This window comes from Allobosea sp. GW822-FHT05A11, from assembly GCF_058800455.1.
Genome location: NZ_JBXAMI010000001.1, coordinates 799,256 through 818,180, shown reverse-complemented (window position 1 = coordinate 818,180; position 18,925 = coordinate 799,256). Strand labels below are relative to the sequence as shown.

23 protein-coding genes are annotated in these 18,925 nt (G+C 66.9%); 10 read left to right on the top strand and 13 right to left on the bottom strand.

Going from position 1 to position 18,925, the window contains the following annotated elements:
• Window positions 1-89 precede the first annotated feature (89 nt).
• The 4 genes from msrP to AC1RLU_RS04000 all read right to left on the bottom strand — a co-directional run bounded on the left by msrP (window position 90) and on the right by AC1RLU_RS04000 (window position 4,019).
• On the bottom strand, window positions 90-1,046 hold the full coding sequence (gene msrP / locus AC1RLU_RS04015) for a protein-methionine-sulfoxide reductase catalytic subunit MsrP (RefSeq protein WP_492793982.1): 957 nt from the start codon (window positions 1,044-1,046) through the stop codon (window positions 90-92).
• Between the two features lie 104 nt (window positions 1,047-1,150).
• Window positions 1,151-2,260 (bottom strand): 3-isopropylmalate dehydrogenase, encoded by a 1,110-nt coding sequence (gene leuB, locus AC1RLU_RS04010; RefSeq protein WP_492793980.1) that lies wholly within the window; start codon window positions 2,258-2,260, stop codon window positions 1,151-1,153.
• Between the two features lie 107 nt (window positions 2,261-2,367).
• Window positions 2,368-2,757 (bottom strand): RidA family protein, encoded by a 390-nt coding sequence (locus tag AC1RLU_RS04005; protein ID WP_492793979.1) that lies wholly within the window; start codon window positions 2,755-2,757, stop codon window positions 2,368-2,370.
• Between the two features lie 77 nt (window positions 2,758-2,834).
• Window positions 2,835-4,019, bottom strand: coding sequence for a lytic murein transglycosylase (locus AC1RLU_RS04000; protein ID WP_142112792.1), 1,185 nt, complete (start codon window positions 4,017-4,019; stop codon window positions 2,835-2,837).
• 135 nt (window positions 4,020-4,154) lie between these two features.
• On the opposite strand from AC1RLU_RS04000, the gene AC1RLU_RS03995 reads away from it, so the two are divergent.
• Genes AC1RLU_RS03995 through AC1RLU_RS03985 form a run of 3 tightly spaced genes read left to right on the top strand, consistent with a single transcriptional unit; the run spans window position 4,155 to window position 5,164 of the window.
• Entirely contained in the window at window positions 4,155-4,415 is a 261-nt protein-coding gene (locus AC1RLU_RS03995) for a SemiSWEET family sugar transporter (RefSeq protein ID WP_061969329.1), read from the top strand.
• Between the two features lie 51 nt (window positions 4,416-4,466).
• Window positions 4,467-4,823, top strand: a complete 357-nt coding sequence (locus tag AC1RLU_RS03990; RefSeq protein WP_061969331.1) for a DMT family protein — start codon at window positions 4,467-4,469, stop codon at window positions 4,821-4,823.
• Between the two features lie 38 nt (window positions 4,824-4,861).
• Window positions 4,862-5,164, top strand: coding sequence for a hypothetical protein (locus tag AC1RLU_RS03985; protein WP_091856336.1), 303 nt, complete (start codon window positions 4,862-4,864; stop codon window positions 5,162-5,164).
• 7 nt (window positions 5,165-5,171) lie between these two features.
• Here AC1RLU_RS03985 and AC1RLU_RS03980 read toward each other — a convergent pair whose 3' ends face one another.
• Complete coding sequence (locus AC1RLU_RS03980) at window positions 5,172-6,305, bottom strand: PQQ-dependent sugar dehydrogenase (RefSeq protein ID WP_492793978.1); 1,134 nt, start codon at window positions 6,303-6,305, stop codon at window positions 5,172-5,174.
• Between the two features lie 158 nt (window positions 6,306-6,463).
• Complete coding sequence (locus AC1RLU_RS03975; RefSeq protein WP_185745070.1) at window positions 6,464-7,438, bottom strand: Bug family tripartite tricarboxylate transporter substrate binding protein; 975 nt, start codon at window positions 7,436-7,438, stop codon at window positions 6,464-6,466.
• 141 nt (window positions 7,439-7,579) lie between these two features.
• Between AC1RLU_RS03975 and AC1RLU_RS03970 the strand changes: the two genes are divergently transcribed.
• Entirely contained in the window at window positions 7,580-8,392 is an 813-nt protein-coding gene (locus AC1RLU_RS03970) for a crotonase/enoyl-CoA hydratase family protein (RefSeq protein WP_492793977.1), read from the top strand.
• Between the two features lie 3 nt (window positions 8,393-8,395).
• Here the strand turns inward: AC1RLU_RS03970 and AC1RLU_RS03965 are convergent, their stop codons facing one another.
• Window positions 8,396-8,875 carry a YaiI/YqxD family protein gene (locus AC1RLU_RS03965; RefSeq protein ID WP_492793975.1) on the bottom strand — a complete coding sequence of 160 codons (480 nt, stop codon included), beginning with the start codon at window positions 8,873-8,875 and terminating at the stop codon, window positions 8,396-8,398.
• Between the two features lie 163 nt (window positions 8,876-9,038).
• Here AC1RLU_RS03965 and AC1RLU_RS03960 point away from each other — a divergent pair, with 163 nt between their 5' ends.
• Both AC1RLU_RS03960 and AC1RLU_RS03955 read left to right on the top strand, forming a co-directional pair.
• Complete coding sequence (locus AC1RLU_RS03960) at window positions 9,039-10,241, top strand: pyridoxal phosphate-dependent aminotransferase (RefSeq protein ID WP_091856331.1); 1,203 nt, start codon at window positions 9,039-9,041, stop codon at window positions 10,239-10,241.
• Between the two features lie 5 nt (window positions 10,242-10,246).
• Window positions 10,247-10,669: a rhodanese-like domain-containing protein gene (locus AC1RLU_RS03955; RefSeq protein WP_492793973.1), complete on the top strand. Its 423-nt coding sequence runs from the start codon at window positions 10,247-10,249 to the stop codon at window positions 10,667-10,669.
• Here the strand turns inward: AC1RLU_RS03955 and trmD are convergent.
• The 5 genes from trmD to ffh all read right to left on the bottom strand — a co-directional run bounded on the left by trmD (window position 10,660) and on the right by ffh (window position 14,633).
• A complete protein-coding gene (trmD, locus tag AC1RLU_RS03950) occupies window positions 10,660-11,355 on the bottom strand; it encodes a tRNA (guanosine(37)-N1)-methyltransferase TrmD (protein WP_492793972.1) in 696 nt (231 codons plus the stop codon). The two genes, AC1RLU_RS03955 and trmD, sit on opposite strands and share 10 nt — an antisense overlap.
• A gap of 4 nt (window positions 11,356-11,359) precedes the next feature.
• Window positions 11,360-12,031, bottom strand: coding sequence for an HAD family hydrolase (locus AC1RLU_RS03945; RefSeq protein WP_492793970.1), 672 nt, complete (start codon window positions 12,029-12,031; stop codon window positions 11,360-11,362).
• On the bottom strand, window positions 12,021-12,539 hold the full coding sequence (gene rimM / locus AC1RLU_RS03940) for a ribosome maturation factor RimM (protein ID WP_492793969.1): 519 nt from the start codon (window positions 12,537-12,539) through the stop codon (window positions 12,021-12,023). Before rimM ends, AC1RLU_RS03945 begins: the two co-directional genes overlap by 11 nt.
• 99 nt (window positions 12,540-12,638) lie before the next feature.
• Entirely contained in the window at window positions 12,639-13,007 is a 369-nt protein-coding gene (rpsP, locus tag AC1RLU_RS03935) for a 30S ribosomal protein S16 (protein WP_061969352.1), read from the bottom strand.
• Window positions 13,008-13,058: 51 nt separating this feature from the next.
• A complete protein-coding gene (gene ffh / locus AC1RLU_RS03930; protein ID WP_061969355.1) occupies window positions 13,059-14,633 on the bottom strand; it encodes a signal recognition particle protein in 1,575 nt (524 codons plus the stop codon).
• A gap of 402 nt (window positions 14,634-15,035) precedes the next feature.
• On the opposite strand from ffh, the gene AC1RLU_RS03925 reads away from it, so the two are divergent.
• The 4 genes from AC1RLU_RS03925 to AC1RLU_RS03910 all read left to right on the top strand — a co-directional run bounded on the left by AC1RLU_RS03925 (window position 15,036) and on the right by AC1RLU_RS03910 (window position 17,923).
• The gene (locus AC1RLU_RS03925; protein WP_492793968.1) at window positions 15,036-15,593 is read left to right on the top strand and encodes a CAP domain-containing protein; all 558 of its coding nucleotides are present in this window, start codon (window positions 15,036-15,038) and stop codon (window positions 15,591-15,593) included.
• 162 nt (window positions 15,594-15,755) lie between these two features.
• On the top strand, window positions 15,756-16,097 hold the full coding sequence (locus AC1RLU_RS03920) for a hypothetical protein (RefSeq protein ID WP_061969360.1): 342 nt from the start codon (window positions 15,756-15,758) through the stop codon (window positions 16,095-16,097).
• A gap of 81 nt (window positions 16,098-16,178) precedes the next feature.
• On the top strand, window positions 16,179-16,805 hold the full coding sequence (locus AC1RLU_RS03915; protein WP_492793966.1) for a LysE family translocator: 627 nt from the start codon (window positions 16,179-16,181) through the stop codon (window positions 16,803-16,805).
• 59 nt (window positions 16,806-16,864) lie between these two features.
• Complete coding sequence (locus AC1RLU_RS03910; protein WP_492793965.1) at window positions 16,865-17,923, top strand: MBL fold metallo-hydrolase; 1,059 nt, start codon at window positions 16,865-16,867, stop codon at window positions 17,921-17,923.
• A 113-nt stretch (window positions 17,924-18,036) separates the two neighbouring features.
• Here AC1RLU_RS03910 and AC1RLU_RS03905 read toward each other — a convergent pair whose 3' ends face one another.
• A complete protein-coding gene (locus AC1RLU_RS03905) occupies window positions 18,037-18,924 on the bottom strand; it encodes a GyrI-like domain-containing protein (protein WP_492793963.1) in 888 nt (295 codons plus the stop codon).
• Window position 18,925 lies beyond the last annotated feature (1 nt).

The following is an 18,925-nucleotide window of genomic DNA, read 5'->3' as shown; positions in this document are numbered from 1 at the left end:
CGACTCGTGTCGTTCCGGCTTGGAATGGCATGAGGTCTAGCACGGCAGCGGCAGGAGACGGCACCCGAAACCTGCCGAATGCCCTGCCGTCACATGAAGAGCTTCTCGCCCTCCAGCCCCTTGTAGAGCCCGGCGACCTGCTCGCCATAGCCGTTATAGATTTGCGTCGGGCGCCGCTCGCGCGAACCCAGGATCTGCTCGCTCGCCTGGCTCCAGCGCGGATGCGGCACGGCCGGGTTCACATTAGCCCAGAAGCCGTATTCCGAGGCCTGCAAGCCCTCCCAGAAGGTCTTCGGGCGTTCCGCGACGAAGCTGATCTTGCGGATCGATTTCACCGATTTGAAGCCGTATTTCCACGGGGTGATCAGGCGGATCGGCGCACCGTGCTGCGTCGGCAGCGGCTTGCCGTAGATGCCGGTGACCAGCAGCGGCAATTCGTTCGTCGCCTCCGCGATCGTCAGCCCCTCCGTATAAGGCCAGGGATACCAGCGCTGGTTCTGCCCCGGCGCGACGCGCGGGTTCATGAAGGTCTCGAAGCGGATATATTTCGCGCCCGAGAGAGGCTTCGCCAGCGCGACGAAGGACTTGAGAGGGATACCGGTCCACGGCACTGCCATCGCCCAGGCCTCGACGCAGCGGAAGCGATAGAGCCGCTCCTCGATCGGCAGCTTGCGGATGAGATCGTCGAAACCGATCTCGAAAGGCTTCTCGACGAGGCCGTCGACCTGAATATTCCAGGGACGTGTGGCGAGGCGCCTCGAAGCATCGACGATGTCCTTCGACATGCCGAATTCGTAGAAATTGTTGTAGTTCGCCGCGTCCTCTTCCGCCGTCTGCGGCACGCCGAGCACATAGGCGGCGTTGCGCTTGGCCGGGTAGAGATCAACAGTCGGATCGGCTGACTGCGCCGCGGCGGCACCCGGCAATGCCGCTCCTGCGATCAATCCAGCGCCTGCGGCCATCAGCTGGCGGCGATTGAGGAACACGCTCTCGGGCGTGGCCTGGTTTTCCGGCATGTCCCAGCCGGCACGGCGTTTGATCAGCATGACGGACATACTCCGTTTTCGTTGGCGGTTGTTAGGCCACGAAAGCGGGGTAACGGCAATTCACGAGGGAGAGAGAATTTCTCTCCCTCGTCACGTCCGGTAGATCAGCCGCGCGCTTCCAGCGCCTTGATGATCGCCTGGCCCATCTCGCTGGTCGAGACGGCGTTGGCGCCATCAGCCGCGATGTCCTTGGTGCGGGTGCCGGAGCCCAGCACGTCGGCGATCGCGCCTTCGAGCCGGTCGGCCGCCTCACCCGCGCCGAACGAGTAGCGCAGCGCCATGGCAAACGAGCCGATCATCGCGATCGGGTTGGCGAGGCCCTTGCCGGCGATATCCGGCGCCGAGCCATGGACGGGCTCGTAGAGCGCCTTGCGCTTGCCCGTAGCCGGGTCCTCGGCGCCGAGCGAGGCGGAAGGCAGCATGCCGAGCGAGCCGGTCAGCATCGCCGCCACGTCCGACAGAATGTCGCCGAACAGGTTGTCGCAAACGATGACGTCGTACTGCTTCGGCCAGCGCACGAGCTGCATGGCGCAGTTGTCGGCGAGCACATGCTCCAGCTCGACATCCTTGTATTCGGCCGCATGCAGCGCGGTGACCGTCTGCTTCCAGAGCACGCCGGTCTTCATGACGTTATGCTTCTCGGCCGAGGAGACCTTGTTGCGGCGGGTGCGGGCGAGCTCGAAGGCGACGCGGCAGATCCGGTCGATCTCGGGCGTGGTGTAAACCTGAGTGTCGATGCCGCGCTTCGAGCCGTCCTCCAGCGTGACGATCTCCTTGGGCTCGCCGAAATAGACGCCGCCGGTGAGCTCGCGCACGATCAGGATGTCGAGGCCCTCGACGACCTCGGGCTTGAGCGAGGAGGCCGAGGCCAGCGCCGGATAGCAGATCGCGGGCCTGAGGTTCGCGAACAGGCCGAGATCCTTGCGCAGGCGCAAAAGGCCGGCTTCCGGACGGTGCTGATAGGGGACGTCGGCCCATTTCGGTCCGCCGACCGCGCCGAACAGCACGGCGTCGGCGTCCTGCGCGAGCTTCATGTCGCCTTCGGAGATCGCCTGCTTGTGCGCGTCATAGGCCGCGCCGCCGACAAGGCCCTTCTCGATTTCGAAGGAGCCGAGGCCCTGCTTCCCGAACCAGGAGACGATCTGCTCGACCTGGCCCATCACCTCGGGGCCGATGCCGTCGCCGGGGAGCAGCAGGAGCTTGTGGGTCGCCATGGATCGCCTCGCCTCGTCGCGTGTTTGCGTTGGCGGGTGATTACGGGGGCTGCAGCGCGCGCGCAAGCGCCGCGATGCAGCCCTGCCCTGTTCGGAGCGTGGCGCCCTCAGGCCTTCGGCAAGCGCGCCGTGACCTCGATCTCGATTTTCATTTCCGGCTTGAGCAGCCCGGCCACGACGTAGATGCCGGCAGCGGGCCTGATCTCGCGGAAGAACTCGCCGCAGACGGCGAGCACCGGCTCGCAATAGCTGCGATCGGTGACGAAATACTGCGCCCTGACGGCATGGGCGAGCGAGGAACCCGCCTCCTCCAGCACGGTTCCGATCGTACGGAAGATGTTGCGCGCCTGCTCCGCCGCATCTTCCGGCAGGGTCATCGTGGCATAGTCATAGCCGGTCGTGCCGGAGACGAAGATGAGATCGCCGTCGATCACGGCACGCGAATAGCCGAAACTGCGCTCGAAGGGCGAGCCGGTGGAAATCAGGCGGCGGGTCATGGCGTCTCCGGAGGCTTCAGATGCGGCGGGAAGGCTTTTCTCAAGCCCTCCCGCGGCGCCACCCGTTTTCTGCAAGGTCAGACCCGCCCGCCCTTGAGCGCGCGCAGCACCTTCTCGCCCGGCCGTCCGGTCTGGGGCATGCCGATCTTCGCCTCGATCTCCTTGATCGCAGCGCGCGTCAGCGAACCGACCGCGCCATCCGGCTCACCGACATTGTAGCCGCGCGCGATCAGCAGGCGCTGGAGCTCGCGGCGCTGCTCGCGCGACAGCGGCAGGTCGTCGGTCGGCCAGTTGCCCTGCACGCCCGGCCGGCCGCGCAGGCGGTCGGACAGGAGCGAGATGGCGAGCGCGTAGGAATCCGCGCCGTTATAGCTGTAGGCGGCGTCATAGTTCTTGAAGACGAGGAAGGCCGGCCCGTTGCGCCCCGCCGGCATCAGGAGCCCGGCATTGCCATGGCCGTCGAGCCGCGAGCCGTCGTATTTCACGATGCCCTGCGCCGCCCAATGCGACAGCGGACGCTTCGGATTGCGGCCGGCCGCGCCGCGATAGCCGTCCGGCACGCGCACCTCGTAGCCCCAGGCCGCACCGGTGACCCAGCCGGCCTTGTCCATGAAATTCGCGGTCGAATGCAGCGCGTCGGGGATCGAATCGACAAGGTCGCGCCGGCCGTCGCCATCGCCGTCGACACCGAGCCTGAGATAGGTCGAGGGGATGAACTGGGTATGCCCGAAGGCGCCGGCCCAGGAGCCGAACAGCCGTTCGGGCCTGACGTCGCCACGCTGGATGATCTGCAGCGTCGCGATCAGCTCGCCCTTGAAGAAGGCATTGCGGCGCGGCGCCAGGCAGGCGCCCGTCGCGAGCGACTGCACCAGCGGCCATTTGCCACGCGCCTTGCCGAAATCGCTCTCGACGCCCCAGACGGCGGCGATGGTGTGGCGGTCGACGCCGAAGCGCCGCTCGGCGGCGGCAAAGACGGAGGCGTATTGGCGCAGCATCGAGCGGCCCTCCGCGACCTTCTCCTCATCGACCAGCGTGCCGAGATAATCCCAGATCGGCGTCTTGAACTCCGGCTGGTTGTTCATGGCTTCGATGATCTTCATGTCCGGCTCGACGCCGGCCATGGCCCGGTCGAAGGTCGCGCCCGAGACGCCCTTGGCGGCGGCAGCCGACCGCAAGCCATTGAGGCAGGACTGGAAGCCGCCCTGCGCCGAGGCGGCGGAGGCAAGGAGGATGAGGGGCAAGGCCAATGTGATTGCGCGCATGGGTCTCCACCGAATCGCTTGAAAGACGCGAAACTAGGCCGCTGTGGTTAAGGGAGGTTAACCATCGAGAATGGCGGCACGAAGAAGCGAATCCGGCTATGGGGGAGCCAGCATCCCTTCCGCGATTCGCCCGCCATGTCGCCAGCCGCTGTCGAACTCCTCGGCTTCGCCGCCGCCACGCTGACCAGCCTGTGCTGGCTGCCGCAGGCCTGGCGGACCATCCGCACCCGCGACACCCGCGCGATCTCGCTGTGGACGCAAGGGCTCTTCGCAACCGGCACCGCGCTTTGGCTGAGCTATGGCATCCAGATCCTGTCCTGGCCGGTCATCGCGGCCAATGCGCTGACCCTGCTGCTTGTTCTCGCCATCATCACCATGAAGCTGCGCTTCGGCTGAACGCCGGAACGCATCCAACCTGTTCCCACCGCCGCGCAGAAGGCCTCCGGCATGCCCTCGCTCTCAATGGCCCATCTCCTGCCGATCGCCATGCTGTTCGGCTCCAACATCTTCATGACCTTCGCCTGGTACGGGCATCTCAGCTACAAGAGCACGGCGATCTGGCTCGCCATCCTCGCGAGCTGGATGATCGCCCTGCCGGAATACATGCTGGCCGTGCCGGCAAACCGCATCGGTTCCGCCGTCTACTCCGCGGCCGAGCTCAAGACCATGCAGGAGGTCATCACGCTGACCGTCTTCGCCGGCTTCTCGGTGTTCTGGCTGAAGGAATCGCTGACCTGGAGCCATGCGGTCGGCTTTGCCCTGATCGCCGCCGGTGCCTTCTTCATCTTCCACGCCAAGGCCTGAGCGCCGTTACTCATCTCCCTTTGACAGGACCGACTGCCTTGCAAAAGACGGCACTGATTTTCTGCGGCCTCGTGCTCGCCCCCGCTACAGCCCTCGCCGGCCCGACCTGCAGCCCGAGCGACGAGAACGCGCGCATCCTCTCCGCGGCTTCGCCGAGCGCCGTTCATCGCAACTGGCAGGGCGGCAAGCAGGTCGGCTACGGCTGGTCGCTCCAGGTCGAGCGCAGCGCCCATGACGCCGCCGGCACCGAATACTATGTCGGCGATCTCTACGATCCGAACGGCAGCCTCGCGACCCGCAAGGTCTTCGTCATCGAGCGCGAATGGGATTGCGGGCCGTGACCGGCGCCTAGCGAGCCGGCCGCACCCGCAGCACCTTTCCGTCGGCATCGTCGCTGAGCAGGTAGATAAAGCCGTCCGGTCCCTGGACGACGTCGCGGATGCGCGCGCCGATATCGGTGAGCAGGCGCTCCTCGCCCGTCACCTTCTCGCCCTCGGTGGAGAGCCTGACCAGCATCTGCCCGGCGAGTGCTCCGACGAAGAGCGAGTTCCTCCAGGCCGGCCAGACCGGCCCGGTATAGAAGGCGGCGCCGGACGGCGCGATCGACGGATCCCAGTAGAACAGCGGCTGCTCCATGCCGGGCTTCGCCGTGCCCTCGCCGATCTTCGCGCCGGAATAGTCGACGCCATAGGTGATGACCGGCCAGCCATAGTTCAGCCCGGCCTTGGGCGTGTTGACCTCGTCGCCGCCGCGCGCCGCGTGCTCCGCTGTCCAGAGCTGCCCGGTCTCGGGATGCAGCGCCGCGCCCTGGACATTGCGATGGCCGATCGACCAGTTCTCCGGCGCCCAGCCGTCTTTCTTCGGGTTGTCGGCAGGCGTCCCGCCCTCCGGCCGGATACGGATGATCTTGCCGATATGATTGGCCGGGTTCTGTGCCTGGTCGCGCTGGCTGTAGCGATCGCCCACCGTGACGAAGAGCGCGCCCGTGCGGTCGAAGACGAGGCGCGAGCCGAAATGCATGTTGGAGCTGATCGTCGGCATCTGCCGGAAGATGACTTCAACCGCCGTCAACGCCGTGCCCTGCTCGTTCAGCCGGCCCCGCGCGACGCTGGTGCCGTTGCCGCCCGAGCGCGGCTCGGAAAAGGAGAGATAGACGAGGCGGTTTTGGGCGAAGGCGGGATCGAGCGCGATGCCGAGCAGACCGCCCTGCCCGCGCGCCATCACGCTCGGCAGGCCGGTGATCGGCCGTGATAGCTTGCCATCGGTCTCGACGAGCCGCAACCGGCCCGGCCGCTCGGTGACCAGCATGCGTCCATCCGGCAGGAAGGCGAGGCCCCAGGGGTTTTCGAGCCCGCTTGCGACGGTCTCGACCGAAAGCTCGCCCGCGCTCGAGGGGTAGCGCTTCTGGGCAGCCGCAGGCAGCGTCAGGCCCGCGATCAACAGGGCCGTCCCGAGCACCCCAACCAGTCGCAACCGCCGCATGGTCCGCTCCTCGCTTCATCCGATCGACAGATCGGAGATAGAGGGGAACGCTGCCGATCGCCAAGCCGTTGCAGCCAACTCACGACGAAGTGAGACGATCGGCGCGGCCATCCCGGCCGGAGCGATGTGCCAGCCGGGATGTTCGAGACGGTGCCCGCTTACTCCGGCTTCACGCCGGCATCCGCGATGATCTGCTTCCAGGTCGCGATTTCCTGGACGTGGTAGGGCTTGAACGCCGCGGGATCGCGCACTTTGAGCGTGAAGCCGAGCTTCAGGATCGCCTCCCGCGTCTGAGGCTTGTTCAGCGAGGCGATCACCGCCTTGGAGAGCGTGTCGAGCACGGCGTCCGGCGTCTTCGCCGGGGCAAAGAAGGCCGCCCAGGAATCGGCATCGGCATTGCTCACACCCTGCTCGCGAAGCGTGGGAATGTCCTTGGCACGCGGATTGCGCTCCGGGCTCGCCAGGGCCAGCGCCCTGAGCGCGCCGCCGTTGATCTGCTCCAGCACGCTCGGCAAGGTGGAGTTGGCGACGTCGATGCGGTCGGCGATGATTTCCTGCACCAGCGGCGCGGCGCCACGGAACGGCACATGCGTCATCTTGATGCCGGTGCGCTGCATGAACAGCTCCATCGCCAGATGCGAGCCGGAGCCGACGCCGGTCGAGCCATAGTTGAGCTTGCCCGGATCGGCCTTGGCCAGCGCGATCAGCTCCTGGATGTTCTTGGCCGGCAGGCCGTTGCGCACGACGAAGGCATGCTCGAAGGCGCCGACGCCGGCAAGCGGCGCGAAATCCTTCACCGCGTCGTAGCCCGGCTCCTTCAGCAGGAACATGTTGTTGCCATGCGTCTGGTTGTTGCCGAAGACGATGGTGTAGCCATCCGCCGGGCCATGGGCGACGGCGCGCGTGCCGACGGCGCCCGAGGCGCCGGCGCGGTTGTCGACCACGACGTTGTGCCCGAAGGCAATCGTCAGATCCTGCGCCACGAAGCGTGCGATGGCATCGGTCGGCCCACCCGCCGGATAGGGCACGACCAGGGTGATGACCTTGCTGGGAAAGCTCTCGGCCCGGACGATCGACGGAGCGAATACGGCGCCGGCCATCAGGCCGAGCGTGGAACGGCGGGTCAACGACATGGGCTTCCTCCCCGATACCCGCCTGGATGGCGGGCCTGCTTTCCGGCGAGATTTACGGGCAAAGGCGCCATGCGTCCAGCGCCAGATATGGGTTCAAAAACACAGCTTAATCTGCATGGGAAACAAGGAGAGGGACGGAGAATGGCGGTACGAATCGAGAGGCAGGGCAAGGTCGCGACGGTCGTCCACAGCAGGCCGGAAGCGCGCAATGCGATGGACCCCGACAGCGCCGATGCGCTGACTCGCGCCTTCCTCGAACTCGACAGCGACGAGGCCACGGCGGCGATCGTCTTCTGGGGTGAAGGTGGCGCCTTCTGCGCCGGCTGGGACCTGAAATATGCCCAGGCCTTCACCGATGCCGGGCGCTTCGAAAGCGAGATCGTCGAGAGGCTTGCCTTTCCCGCCGCCGACGGCACGACGCCCCGCGGGCCGATGGGCCCCTCGCGGCTGGAGATGAGCAAGCCGTTGATCGCCGCAATCGAGGGCCCGGCCGTCGCGGGCGGCATGGAACTCGCGCTCTGGTGCGACATCCGCGTGATGGCGGAGGATGCCTATTTCGGCGTCTATTGCCGGCGCTGGGGCATCCCGCTGATCGACGGCGGCACGGTGCGCCTGCCGCGCCTCGTCGGCCAGGGCCGCGCGCTGGAAATCATCATGACCGGCCGCAAGGTCGCGGCGGACGAAGCACTCCGCATCGGCCTGTGCGAGACGGTCTCGCCGAAGGGTGGGGCCCGCGCGGCAGCCGAAGCGATGGCCCGGGAGATCGCGCGCTTCCCGCAGGGCGCGGTCCGTACCGACCGTGCCAGTGCCATAGCCGGCCATGGCCTGAACGTACAGGAAGCACTTCGGCGGGAGTGGCAGCGGGGCGTCCACACCATCGCGACGGAAGGCGCCGCAGGCGCGGGCCGCTTCGCTGCCGGCAAGGGGCGCGGCGGCGACTTCTCGGAGATCTGAGGGTCAGGCGCTGAAGCCGGCCCGCTTCAGCCGCTGGATCGCGAGGTCGAGCGCCTGCAGGAAGGCCGAGCGGTCCTTCGCCGAGAACGGCTTCGGCCCGCCGCTGGCCGCGCCCATCGCGCGCAGGTCTTCCATCATGTCGCGGGTCGCCAGCGCCATGCCGATCGAGGCCTCGCTGAAAGGCTTGCCGGTCGGCCCGATCACGTCGGCTCCGGCCTTGATGCAGCGATCGGCAAGCGGGATGTCGGCGGTGATCACGATCGAACCGCGCGCGACCCGCTCCGCGATCCAGTCGTCGGCCGCATCGAAATTGCCGGGCACCGTCACCCGCTCGATCCAGGGCTCGCGCGGCACGTTGAGGAAGCTGTTGGCAACGACGAAGACATGCAGGCCGTGGCGGCCGGCGACGCGATAGACCTCGTCCTTCACCGGGCAGGCGTCGGCATCGACATAAACAGCGATGGGTCCGGCAGAGCTCGTCATGGACGGGCCTTCGCATGCTCGCGGCGCAAGAGCAAACCGTTCCAAATTCATGACGCTTCTGCAAAACATCAAGCAGTTGCGCTTGCGATCATCTCCGCTGAGTCATAAACCACGCGCGCGCCTTTTCCGCGCTCACCCGTCCGCCTCCCCGGAGATCAGTCCCATGGCCTTTCTTGCCGATGCCCTGAAGCGCGTGAAGCCGTCCGCGACCATCACGATCACGCAGAAGGCCCGCGACCTGAAAGCCCAGGGCAAGGACGTGATCTCGCTCTCCGTCGGCGAGCCCGATTTCGACACGCCCGACAATATCAAGGAAGCCGCGATCTCCGCGATCAAGCGCGGCGAGACCAAGTACACCCCGGTCTCCGGCATCCCGCAGCTGCGCGAGGCCGTCGCCCGCAAGTTCAAGCGCGAGAACGGCCTCGACTACAAGGCGAGCCAGACCATCGTCTCGACCGGCGGCAAGCACGTCATTTACAACGCGCTGCTGGCCACGCTGAACCCCGGCGACGAGGTCATCTGCGTCTCGCCCTACTGGGTTTCCTACCCCGAGATGGTGGCGCTCTGCGGGGGAACGGCGACCTATGCCGAAACCTATCTCAAGAACGACTTCAAGCTGCAGCCGGAAGATCTCGAGAAGGCCATCACCCCGAAGACCAAATGGGTGATCCTGAACTCGCCCTCGAACCCGTCGGGCGCGGCCTACAGCCATGCCGAGATGAAGAAGCTCACGGATGTGCTGATGCGCCATCCCCATGTCTGGATCCTCACCGACGACATGTACGAGCACCTCGTCTATGGCGATTTCACCTTCGTCACCCCGGCCCAGGTCGAGCCCGCCCTCTACGAGCGCACGCTGACCATGAACGGCGTCTCGAAGTCCTACGCCATGACCGGCTGGCGCATCGGCTACGCTGCCGGCCCTCAAACGCTCATCAACGCCATGGACCTGGTCCAGGGTCAGCAGACCTCCGGCACCTCGGCGATCTCGCAATGGGCTGCGGTCGAGGCGCTCGACGGCACGCAGGATCATATCCCGGTCTTCAGGAAGGCCTTCGAGCGCCGCCGCGACCTCGTCGTCTCCATGCTGAACCAGACCCGCGGCCTGAAATGCCCGGTGCCGGAAGGCGCCTTCTACGTCTATCCCGACTGCTCGGCCCTGATCGGCAAGACCCTGCCGAACGGCAAGAAGATCGAGACGGACGAGGATCTGGTGATGGGCCTGCTCGAGACGGAAGCGGTCGCGGCCGTCCACGGCTCGTCCTTCGGTCTCGGCCCGAACTTCCGCATCTCCTACGCCACCTCGGACGAGAAGCTGGAAGAGGCCTGCCGCCGCATCCAGCGCTTCTGCGCCGAGCTGCGCTGAGCACGATGACCAAGGGCGCCGCGACGCGCCGGATCGTTCTGGCCGGGGGCTTCATGCTCCCGGCCTCTTTCGTTTTCGGGCAATCGGCGACGACGCTTTCGCCCCGGGAAGCCTATGAGGCGGCGCAGGCGAAGCGCATCCTCCTGATCGATATCCGCAATGCGCAGGAATGGGCCGATACCGGCCTGCCGCAGGGTGCTCTCGCCCTCGACATCGACGCACCGGCCTTCGAGGTCAGGATCGCCGGGCTTCGCCTCGACAATCCCGGCAAGCGCATCGTCCTGATCGACCGCACGGGTGCGCAGGCGGTTGCCGTGGCGCAGAAGCTCGCCGGACGAGGCTGGCGCGATCTCGCAGGCGTGCGGGGCGGTATGCTCGGGCCGGGCGGTTGGCTGGCCGAGAAACTGCCGGTGACAGCTTATCCCTGATCCCGCTTGGCGAGCAGGTCCGGCCGCCGCTCCTGCGTGATCCGCTCCGCCTCCGCCCGCCGCCATTTCGCGATGCGGGCATGATCGCCGGAGAGCAGCGCCTCGGGCAGGCCCCGGCCCTCCCATTCGCGCGGGCGGGTGTAATGCGGGTATTCCAGCAGACCGTTCTCGAAGCTCTCGTCTTCACCCGACGCAACCTTGCCCATCACACCGGGAATGAGCCGGACGCAGGCGTCGAGCAATGTCAGCGCCGCCATCTCGCCGCCGGAGAGGATGTAGTCGCCGATCGAGACCTCGATCAGATTGCGCCCCTCGATCACGCGCTCGTCGACGCCCTCGAAACGTCCGCAGACGATGACGAGGCCAGGACCTTCAGCCCAATCGCGGACCTGCCGTTGCTGAAGCGGACGACCGCGCGGTGACATCAGCAGACGCGGCCGCGCATCATCCGCCGGCACCGCCGCGTCGATCGCCGCCGCCAGCACGTCGCAGCGCAGCACCATGCCGGCGCCGCCGCCGGCCGGATTGTCGTCGACATTGCGATGGCGGCCGATGCCGTGCTCGCGGATCTGGTGGGTATCGAGCGACCACAATCCCTTGCGTAGCCCCTCGCCCGCCAGCGAGACGCCGAGCGGCCCGGGAAACATCTCCGGATAGAGCGTCAGGATCGAGGCGTGGAAGGACATGCCCTCAAGCAAAGCGCAGAGCCGGCAACCCGTCCAGCGCGGTGAAATCGCGAGCCGAGGCGATCAGGTTGTCATAGCCCGCAAAACCCTCGGGACCGAGCATGGTGAGCAGCGCCACGGCCCGCATGCCGGCACGGCGCGCCGCCTCGACGCCGAGTGGCGCATCCTCGAAGACGATGCAGTCGGCGGGGTCGACCTTCATCCGCTCCGCCGCGGCCAGGAACATGTCCGGATGCGGCTTGCCACGGAAGCCCTGGCTCGGCGAGACGATCGTCGCAAAGCGGTGGCGCAGGCCGAGCGTATCCAGCACGACCTCGATATTGGCCGGCGGTGCCGCTGTCCCGACGGCCATCGGCACGCCTGCCGCCTCGGCCCGCGCGATCAGTTCGAGGAAGCCGGCAGTTGGCGTCACATGCGGCAGATAGGCCTCCCGATAGAGCGCCTCCTTGGCATCGCTCATCGCATCGAGCTCGGCCACGACCGCCTGCGGGAAATAGGAGGAGATGATCTCGTTGCCGGCCATTCCGGCGGTGCGCGCCGCGAAGGTTTTGCGGTCGAAAGGCAACTTGTTGCTGACGTGCCAGCTCTCCCAGGCATCGTCATGGAAGCGCATATTGTCGACGATGGTGCCGTCCATGTCGAAAATCAGGGCGCGGGCCGGCCTATCACTTGTCATCGTCGGGCTCGAACAGTCCAAGCGGCGGCTCGGCCTCGATCCGGCGCGCGGCGATGTCGATGCGCGGCGCAAAGGCCTTGGTGAAGGGCATCAGGACGGAGCGTCCGTCTGGCGTCTCGATGTCGAGCAGGTCGCCTGCCCCGTAGTTCTCGACCACGGTGACGCTGCCGAGCACAGTGCCGTCAGGCCCGACCACGCTGCAACCGATCAGATCGGCATGCAGGAATTCGTCCTCGTCCTCGCCGGCCGAGAGCTTGTCGCGGGCAACGAACAGTTCGGTCCCGTTCAGCGCCTCGGCTCCCTCGCGCGTGGTCACGCCCTTGAGCCGGGCGACGACGACCTCCTTGGCAGGGCGGATATCGGTGATCTCGAAGCTGCGGCCCTTGCCGTCCGATAACGGGCCGTAACCGGCGATACCCAACGGGTCGCCGGTAAAGGTCTTGATCCTGACCTCGCCGCGCACGCCATGCGGCGCGCCGACGATCCCGAGCAGGATGAGGTCGCTCATGTCAGCACGCCATGCCCGGCCTTGAGCCGGGCATCTCCCAAAGAAGGTTCCCGGGTCGAAGCTGCGCTTCGCCCGAGAAAGACGTGCGGACAGTCAAGCTCACGCCTCGGCGGCTTCTTCGGCAGCCGGAGCAGCGGCCTTCTCGGCCTTCTTCTCGGCGCGCTCCTTGGCCTTCTCGCCGGGAACGGCCTTGTTCGGGTTGTTGCGGGCCGGGCGCTTGGCGAGGCCGGCGGCATCGAGGAAGCGCAGCACGCGGTCGGTCGGCTGGGCGCCCTTGGCGAGCCAGGCCTGGACCTTCTCGGTGTCGAGCACGACGCGCTCGGCCGAATCCTTCGGCTTCATCGGATCATAGGAGCCGATCTTCTCGATGAAGCGGCCATCGCGCGGCGAGCGGGCGTCAGCGACGACGATGCGGTAGTAGGGGCGCTTCTTGGCGCCGCCGCGGGTCAGGCGGATCTTGAGGGACATGGGTCTTCTTCCTTTTGGTTTGACGTCTGAAGTCGGGTTGAATGGTGAAGGCTATTTCTTCTTGCCGAACGGGTTGCTGCCCAGGCCGGGCAGGCCATTGCCGCCGAGACCCGGCAGCTTCGGCATCATCCCGGCCGGCGGGGTGACACCCTTGGGCAGGCCGGGGAAGCCGCCCGGCGGCATCGAGGGCAGACCGCCGCCCGCGCCGAGCTGCTTCTGCAGTTCCGCAAGCTGCGCCGGATCCATCTTCGAGGGATCGGGCATGCCCGCCGGCAGGCCGCCGCCGAGCCCGAACATCGAACCGAGCTTGCCGAGCATGCCGCCCTTCTGCTTGCTCATCATCTTCATGGCGTCCGCCATGCCGCGATGCATCTTGAGCAGCTTGTTGATCTGCTCGGCAGAGGTGCCGGAGCCGGCCGCGATGCGCTTCTTGCGGCTGTTCTTGAGCAGGTCGGGATTCTTGCGCTCGGCCGGCGTCATCGAGTCGATCGCGGCGATCATGCGCTTGAACATCGTGTCGCCGACGCCCGCATTGGCGAGCTGCGACTGGGCCTGCTTCATGCCGGGCAGCATGCCCATCACGCCGCCGATGCCGCCCATCTTCTCCATCTGCTGGAGCTGCGCGCGCATATCGGAGAGGTCGAACTGGCCCTTGGCCATGCGCTGCGCAGTCGCCTGCGCCTGCGTGGCATCGATGGTCTGCGCCGCCTTCTCGACGAGCGAGACGATGTCGCCCATGCCGAGGATGCGGTTGGCGACCCGCGAGGGATGGAATTCGTCGAGCTCGTCGACCTTCTCGCCGATACCGACGAGCTTGATCGGCTTGCCGGTGACGGCGCGCATCGAGAGCGCCGCACCACCGCGCGAATCGCCGTCCATACGGGTCAGCACGATGCCGGTCAGGCCGACGCGGGCATCGAAGGCGCGGGCCGTGTTGACCGCGTCCTGGCCGGTCAGCGCGTCGGCGACGAGCAGCACCTCATGCGGGTTGGTCGCGGCCTTCACCTCGGCGACCTCGGCCATCAGCGTGTCGTCGAGCGTCACGCGGCCGGCTGTGTCGAGCATCACGACGTCGTAGCCGCCGAGACGAGCGGCCTCGACCGCGCGCCTGGCGATCTGCACCGCCGACTGGCCGGCGACGATCGGCAGCGTCTGCACGCCGACCTGCTGGCCGAGAATGGCGAGCTGTTCCATGGCGGCCGGGCGTCGCGTATCGAGCGACGCCATCAGCACCTTCTTCTTGTGGCGCTCGGTCAGGCGCTTGGCGATCTTCGCGGTCGACGTCGTCTTGCCGGAGCCCTGCAGACCCACCATCAGCACCGGGACCGGCGGCACGGCATCGAAATTGATGCTCTCGCCCTCGCCGCCCAGCGTCTCGATCAGGACGTCGTTGACGATCTTGATGACCTGCTGGCCGGGCGTGATCGACTTCAGCACCTCGGCGCCGACGGCGCGCTCTCTGACCTTGTCGGTAAAGCTGCGGACGACCTCGAGCGCGACATCCGCCTCGAGCAGCGCGCGGCGAACCTCGCGGAGAGCCGCGTTGACGTCCTCCTCGGTCAGCGAACCCCTGCGGGTCAGCCCCGAGAGGATGCCGGAGAGCCTGTCGCTCAGCGTGCCGAACATGCGGACCTGCCTGCTTGCCTCAGAAAGCCTTCAGCGCCAGAGCCTCATCGCCAAACGGTTTCGCGCCCGAGGGCGCAATCGCGCTGTCGGGCGTTGACCTCCGGGCTCATGAAAGCGGCTTGCGCGGCCCGGTCGGCGGATGTGGTTTCGGCGATGTCGGCGAAACGGATGCGGTCTTAAAGCGGAAGACTGTGGCGAAAGTCAAGTTTGGCGATGGTTTCCGTTCCCCGCAGCACCCTTGGGACGTCTCAGGAGCGCCTCCCCGGCTCGGAACAGGGATTGCGAACCAGCCAGCATCCAACCGCTCGTTTCGATCTCTACACGGAATTGTGAGGCTTGGCCGCAGAATGGCCCTGATCTGACAGCATCGCTGCGCGCCCGATTCGCAAAACAAGCCGGCCCATGAAACTGAAACCTGCCTCGACCTTGCTGGCTCTCGCTCTTCTGCTCGCCGCCTGCGCCGGTGATCCGCGTCGCGAAGGCCCGCTCGATCCGCGCATGGTCGAGAAGGTCGCCGCCGTCTCGCTCGATCCGGCCCAGGCCGGACGCATCCTCAACGCCTATCGCGCGAGCAACGGCCTCGGCCCCGTCCGGCCGGACCCGCGCCTGATGGCGATGGCGCAGCGCCAGGCCGATGCCATGGTCAAGGCCAACGCCCTCTCGCATGATGCCGGCGGCAACTTCACCGCCCGCATCCATGCAGCCGGCGTCGACAGCGCCCGCGCCGCGGAGAATCTTGGCGGCGGCTATTTCTCGGTCGAGGAGGCCTTCGACGGCTGGCGCAAGTCGCCCGGCCACGACACCAATCTGCGGATGAAGGAAGCGACCCGCTACGGCATCGCGCTTTCGAAGGACCCCCGCACCAGCTATCGCGTCTGGTGGGCGCTGGTCGTCGCAGCCGACCCGGAGCCGCGCGTGACGCTCGACGCCGGCCCGATCACCCCCGTCCAAAGGCGTTGATGAACGGAAATTCCGAGATGACAGGAACTGGTCGTTGCAGCTAGCAATTGCGTTCTTTGATAGAGGATACGCATTGCAATGACCAAATTTCCAGGAATAGCATTCGCTCTCGCCGCTCCGTTGCTGATCGCAGGCGTGACGCAGGGGCAGGCTCAACCTTGCATGACCAATTTCAGCTCCGCCGGCGTGCCGATGGTCTCGCAGATTACCTACAAGACCTGGGAGCTGACCAAGAAATCCCAAGCCGCCGTGCTGCCTATCATCACCCGGGCGATCCAGGCCGACCGCGACTTCATGGATATCCGAACCGACAAGGCGCGCGGCACGATCTCCGCCGTGCAGGAAGTCACCGGCTCGGGGCGTCCGCAGCTCCTGAAGGTGACCACCCGCAAGCAGCCCACGGGCACGCGCATCGACATCGCCTTCACCGTGCAGCCCGGCCAGATGGCTCCCGAAGCGGCCGTTCGCACGGCCCTCTGCGACTTCCTCCGCAGCGCGCTCTGAGCCGCCCTCACGCGGTTCGATTTCGCCCTTTACAAACACCCGCTTCTGGTGATGGCTCTGGTCTTTAGCGGAGCCATCACCATGACATTCGAAGCCTGGATCGCCTTCACCGCCGCCACCGCCGTTCTCCTCGTCATCCCCGGACCGACGATCCTCCTCGTCATCTCCTATGCGCTCGGCCAGGGCTGGCGCACCGCGTTTCCCATTGCGGTCGGCGTCGCGCTCGGCGATTTCACCGCGATGACGCTGTCGATGCTCGGGGTCGGCGCCCTGCTCGCCACCTCCGCGCTGGTCTTCACCACGCTGAAATGGATCGGCGCGGCCTATCTGGTCTGGCTCGGCATCAAGCTCTTCCGCGCCGGCGGCACGCTCGACGCCAAGCCGCGCGAGGATGCCGCTTCCGGCTGGAAGATGCTCGGCCATGCCTGGCTGGTGACGGCGCTGAACCCGAAGAGCATCACCTTCTTCGTCGCCTTCCTGCCCCAGTTCCTCGACACCAAGGGCGATTTCTGGACGCAGATGCTGATCTTCGAGGCGACCTTCATCACGCTCGCCTTCGCCAACGCCATGGGCTACGCGCTGATCGCCTCGCGGGCGCGGGCCGTGATCGGCAATCCCCGCGCGATCGGGCTGTTCAACAAGGCCGGCGGCACGCTCCTGATCGGCGCCGGCGTCGCCACGGTCGCGATCCGCTCCGGCAGCAACTGACCGGCCAATCGGGAGGGCGGCCTTGACGCTGCGTCGCGGCCGCCTACCTGTTCTACACCATGACCCGCCGCAAGCTTCTCTCCTTCGTTGGCCTCGGTGCATTGCTGGCTTCGACCGGCGCTGCCTGGGCCGCGATCTCCCGCTCGCGCAATCCCTATTACCAGGGCCCCGTCAGCGACCATTTCAACGGGCTCGTCTTCAGCGACGGCCGCACCGTGAGCAAGGGCCTCGCCGACGTGCTGCGCTGGCAGACCGGCAAGCGCGAGCGCGAGGCCTTCCCCCTCGCCTATCAGGCGCCGCCTCAGGACAAGCCGCCGGCAAGCGTCGATGGCGTCCGGATCGTCCATCTCGGCCACGCCTCCTTCCTCTATCAGTTGGCGGGCCTCAACCTGCTGATCGACCCGGTCTATTCGCTGCGCGCGAGCCCCTTCTCCTTCATTGGTCCCAGGCGCGTGAACGCACCGGGCGTCGCCTTCGCCGATCTGCCGAAGATCGACGCCGTGCTGATCACGCATAACCATTACGACCATCTCGACATCGAGACGCTGGCCCTGCTGCATGCCCGCGACCGGCCGCGGATGATCATGCCGCTCGGCAATGACTCGATCGTCCGGTCCCGTATCCCGGATGCCCGCGCCGAGGCGCATGACTGGAACGACCGCCTCACCCTCTCGGACACCGTCGCAGTCACGCTGGTGCCGAGCTATCACTGGTCGGCGCGCGGCGCCTTCGATCGGCGCATGGCGCTGTGGTGCTCCTATATCCTCGAAACGCCGGCCGCGAAGATCTTCCATATCGGCGATACCGGCTACCATGACGGCTCGCTCTACGAGGAACTCGGCAGCAGGCACGGGCCGTTCGATCTCGCCGTGCTGCCGATCGGCGCCTACGAGCCGCGCTGGTTCATGTCGGACAACCACATGAACCCGGACGAGGCGGTGAAGGTCATGCTGGCGCTGAAGGCGCAGCAGGCGATCGGCCATCACTGGGGCACCTTCCAGCTCACCGACGAGGGCGTCGAGCGCCCGCCCGAGGCGCTGAAGGCCGCGCTCGCCGAGGCCGGCCTGCCGGAAGAGCGCTTCAGGCCGATGCGGCCGGGTTTGAGCTGGAACGTGTGACCGGCTGGACCTCCGCGTCATTCTCGGGCGAAGCACAGCTTCGACCCGAGAATCTCAGGACGGGAGGCCGCTGGTTTCCGAGATGCCCGGGTCAGGCCCGAGCATGACGCTGATCACTTGGGCTGGACGTAGACGTTGATCTCGAGGTTCGGATCGCCGGGGTCCTTGAGGTCGCTGACATATTCCTCGAGGAAAGCATCCTTCACCGTGATGCTCTTGGCTTCGAGATAGGCCGTGATCGTCTCGTAGGTGGAATCGATGTCGTCATAAGGCGCGACATGGAGGAAGCGCAGGGCCTTGCCCATCGGTGAGGCGCTCAATTTCACGCCCCCGCCGAATGCGGGAGCCTGCCCTCCGGCGGGCGCCACGACCGGCAGCATCGCATCGAAGCGGAAGCCGTCATCCGTCGTCTCGACGAACAGCGCCAGCGGACGGCCCGCGACGGGCAGGCCCGCCTTCTGCGCTTCGGCGCGCAAGGCGTTGAAGCTCTCCGACAGTTTCTGGAATCCCTGGTCCCAGCTTGCCTGACCCGAAAGGAGCAGGACGGGCTTCGCAGCGAGCGTGATCTCGTCGATATCGCTGGCATCGCCGCGTTTGCCGGCAAGCGTCGCGTTGGGATCAGGCACGCCGGTCTGCTGCTGCACGGGCGGCGGCGCCGCCTGGCCCGGAGGCGGCAGGGTCGGCGGCGGCTGTACCGGCTGCGGCTCGGCCGGTCCCGGCAGGGTCGGCGCGGGCTGCACCGGCTGCGGCGTCACCGGGTTCGGCGGCGGCGGGGCCGGCTGGACCGGCTGCGGCCCCGGCTGGGCCTCAGGCACGGGAGAAGGCGGCGTCTGCGCCGGAGCTGACGGCATCTGGGCGGGGCTGGCGCCGGGCGGTGGTGCCAGAGGCGCGGTTTCGACGGCGGTCGGTGGCGCCACGCGTGCCTGGGCAAAGACCATTCCGCTCGACAGGCTCGCCAGGCCGGCAAGCGTCAGAACACAAATCCGGGAATACCGCATCATG

What these genes read in the sequence shown, in the direction of transcription:
- AC1RLU_RS03970 (WP_492793977.1), top strand. Translation starts at nt 7,580, where the DNA reads ATGGCGGTACGAATCGAGAGGCAGGGCAAGGTCGCGACGGTCGTCCAC.
- AC1RLU_RS04005 (WP_492793979.1), bottom strand. Translation starts at nt 2,757, where the DNA reads ATGACCCGCCGCCTGATTTCCACCGGCTCGCCCTTCGAGCGCAGTTTC.
- AC1RLU_RS03910 (WP_492793965.1), top strand. Translation starts at nt 16,865, where the DNA reads ATGACCCGCCGCAAGCTTCTCTCCTTCGTTGGCCTCGGTGCATTGCTG.
- AC1RLU_RS03995 (WP_061969329.1), top strand. Translation starts at nt 4,155, where the DNA reads ATGTCGCCAGCCGCTGTCGAACTCCTCGGCTTCGCCGCCGCCACGCTG.
- AC1RLU_RS03945 (WP_492793970.1), bottom strand. Translation starts at nt 12,031, where the DNA reads ATGACAAGTGATAGGCCGGCCCGCGCCCTGATTTTCGACATGGACGGC.
- AC1RLU_RS03920 (WP_061969360.1), top strand. Translation starts at nt 15,756, where the DNA reads ATGACCAATTTCAGCTCCGCCGGCGTGCCGATGGTCTCGCAGATTACC.
- AC1RLU_RS03955 (WP_492793973.1), top strand. Translation starts at nt 10,247, where the DNA reads ATGACCAAGGGCGCCGCGACGCGCCGGATCGTTCTGGCCGGGGGCTTC.
- msrP (WP_492793982.1), bottom strand. Translation starts at nt 1,046, where the DNA reads ATGCTGATCAAACGCCGTGCCGGCTGGGACATGCCGGAAAACCAGGCC.
- rpsP (WP_061969352.1), bottom strand. Translation starts at nt 13,007, where the DNA reads ATGTCCCTCAAGATCCGCCTGACCCGCGGCGGCGCCAAGAAGCGCCCC.
- AC1RLU_RS03960 (WP_091856331.1), top strand. Translation starts at nt 9,039, where the DNA reads ATGGCCTTTCTTGCCGATGCCCTGAAGCGCGTGAAGCCGTCCGCGACC.
- rimM (WP_492793969.1), bottom strand. Translation starts at nt 12,539, where the DNA reads ATGAGCGACCTCATCCTGCTCGGGATCGTCGGCGCGCCGCATGGCGTG.
- ffh (WP_061969355.1), bottom strand. Translation starts at nt 14,633, where the DNA reads ATGTTCGGCACGCTGAGCGACAGGCTCTCCGGCATCCTCTCGGGGCTG.
- AC1RLU_RS03975 (WP_185745070.1), bottom strand. Translation starts at nt 7,438, where the DNA reads ATGTCGTTGACCCGCCGTTCCACGCTCGGCCTGATGGCCGGCGCCGTA.
- AC1RLU_RS03925 (WP_492793968.1), top strand. Translation starts at nt 15,036, where the DNA reads ATGAAACTGAAACCTGCCTCGACCTTGCTGGCTCTCGCTCTTCTGCTC.
- trmD (WP_492793972.1), bottom strand. Translation starts at nt 11,355, where the DNA reads ATGTCCTTCCACGCCTCGATCCTGACGCTCTATCCGGAGATGTTTCCC.
- AC1RLU_RS03915 (WP_492793966.1), top strand. Translation starts at nt 16,179, where the DNA reads ATGACATTCGAAGCCTGGATCGCCTTCACCGCCGCCACCGCCGTTCTC.
- AC1RLU_RS03905 (WP_492793963.1), bottom strand. Translation starts at nt 18,924, where the DNA reads ATGATGCGGTATTCCCGGATTTGTGTTCTGACGCTTGCCGGCCTGGCG.
- leuB (WP_492793980.1), bottom strand. Translation starts at nt 2,260, where the DNA reads ATGGCGACCCACAAGCTCCTGCTGCTCCCCGGCGACGGCATCGGCCCC.
- AC1RLU_RS03980 (WP_492793978.1), bottom strand. Translation starts at nt 6,305, where the DNA reads ATGCGGCGGTTGCGACTGGTTGGGGTGCTCGGGACGGCCCTGTTGATC.
- AC1RLU_RS03965 (WP_492793975.1), bottom strand. Translation starts at nt 8,875, where the DNA reads ATGACGAGCTCTGCCGGACCCATCGCTGTTTATGTCGATGCCGACGCC.
- AC1RLU_RS03990 (WP_061969331.1), top strand. Translation starts at nt 4,467, where the DNA reads ATGCCCTCGCTCTCAATGGCCCATCTCCTGCCGATCGCCATGCTGTTC.
- AC1RLU_RS04000 (WP_142112792.1), bottom strand. Translation starts at nt 4,019, where the DNA reads ATGCGCGCAATCACATTGGCCTTGCCCCTCATCCTCCTTGCCTCCGCC.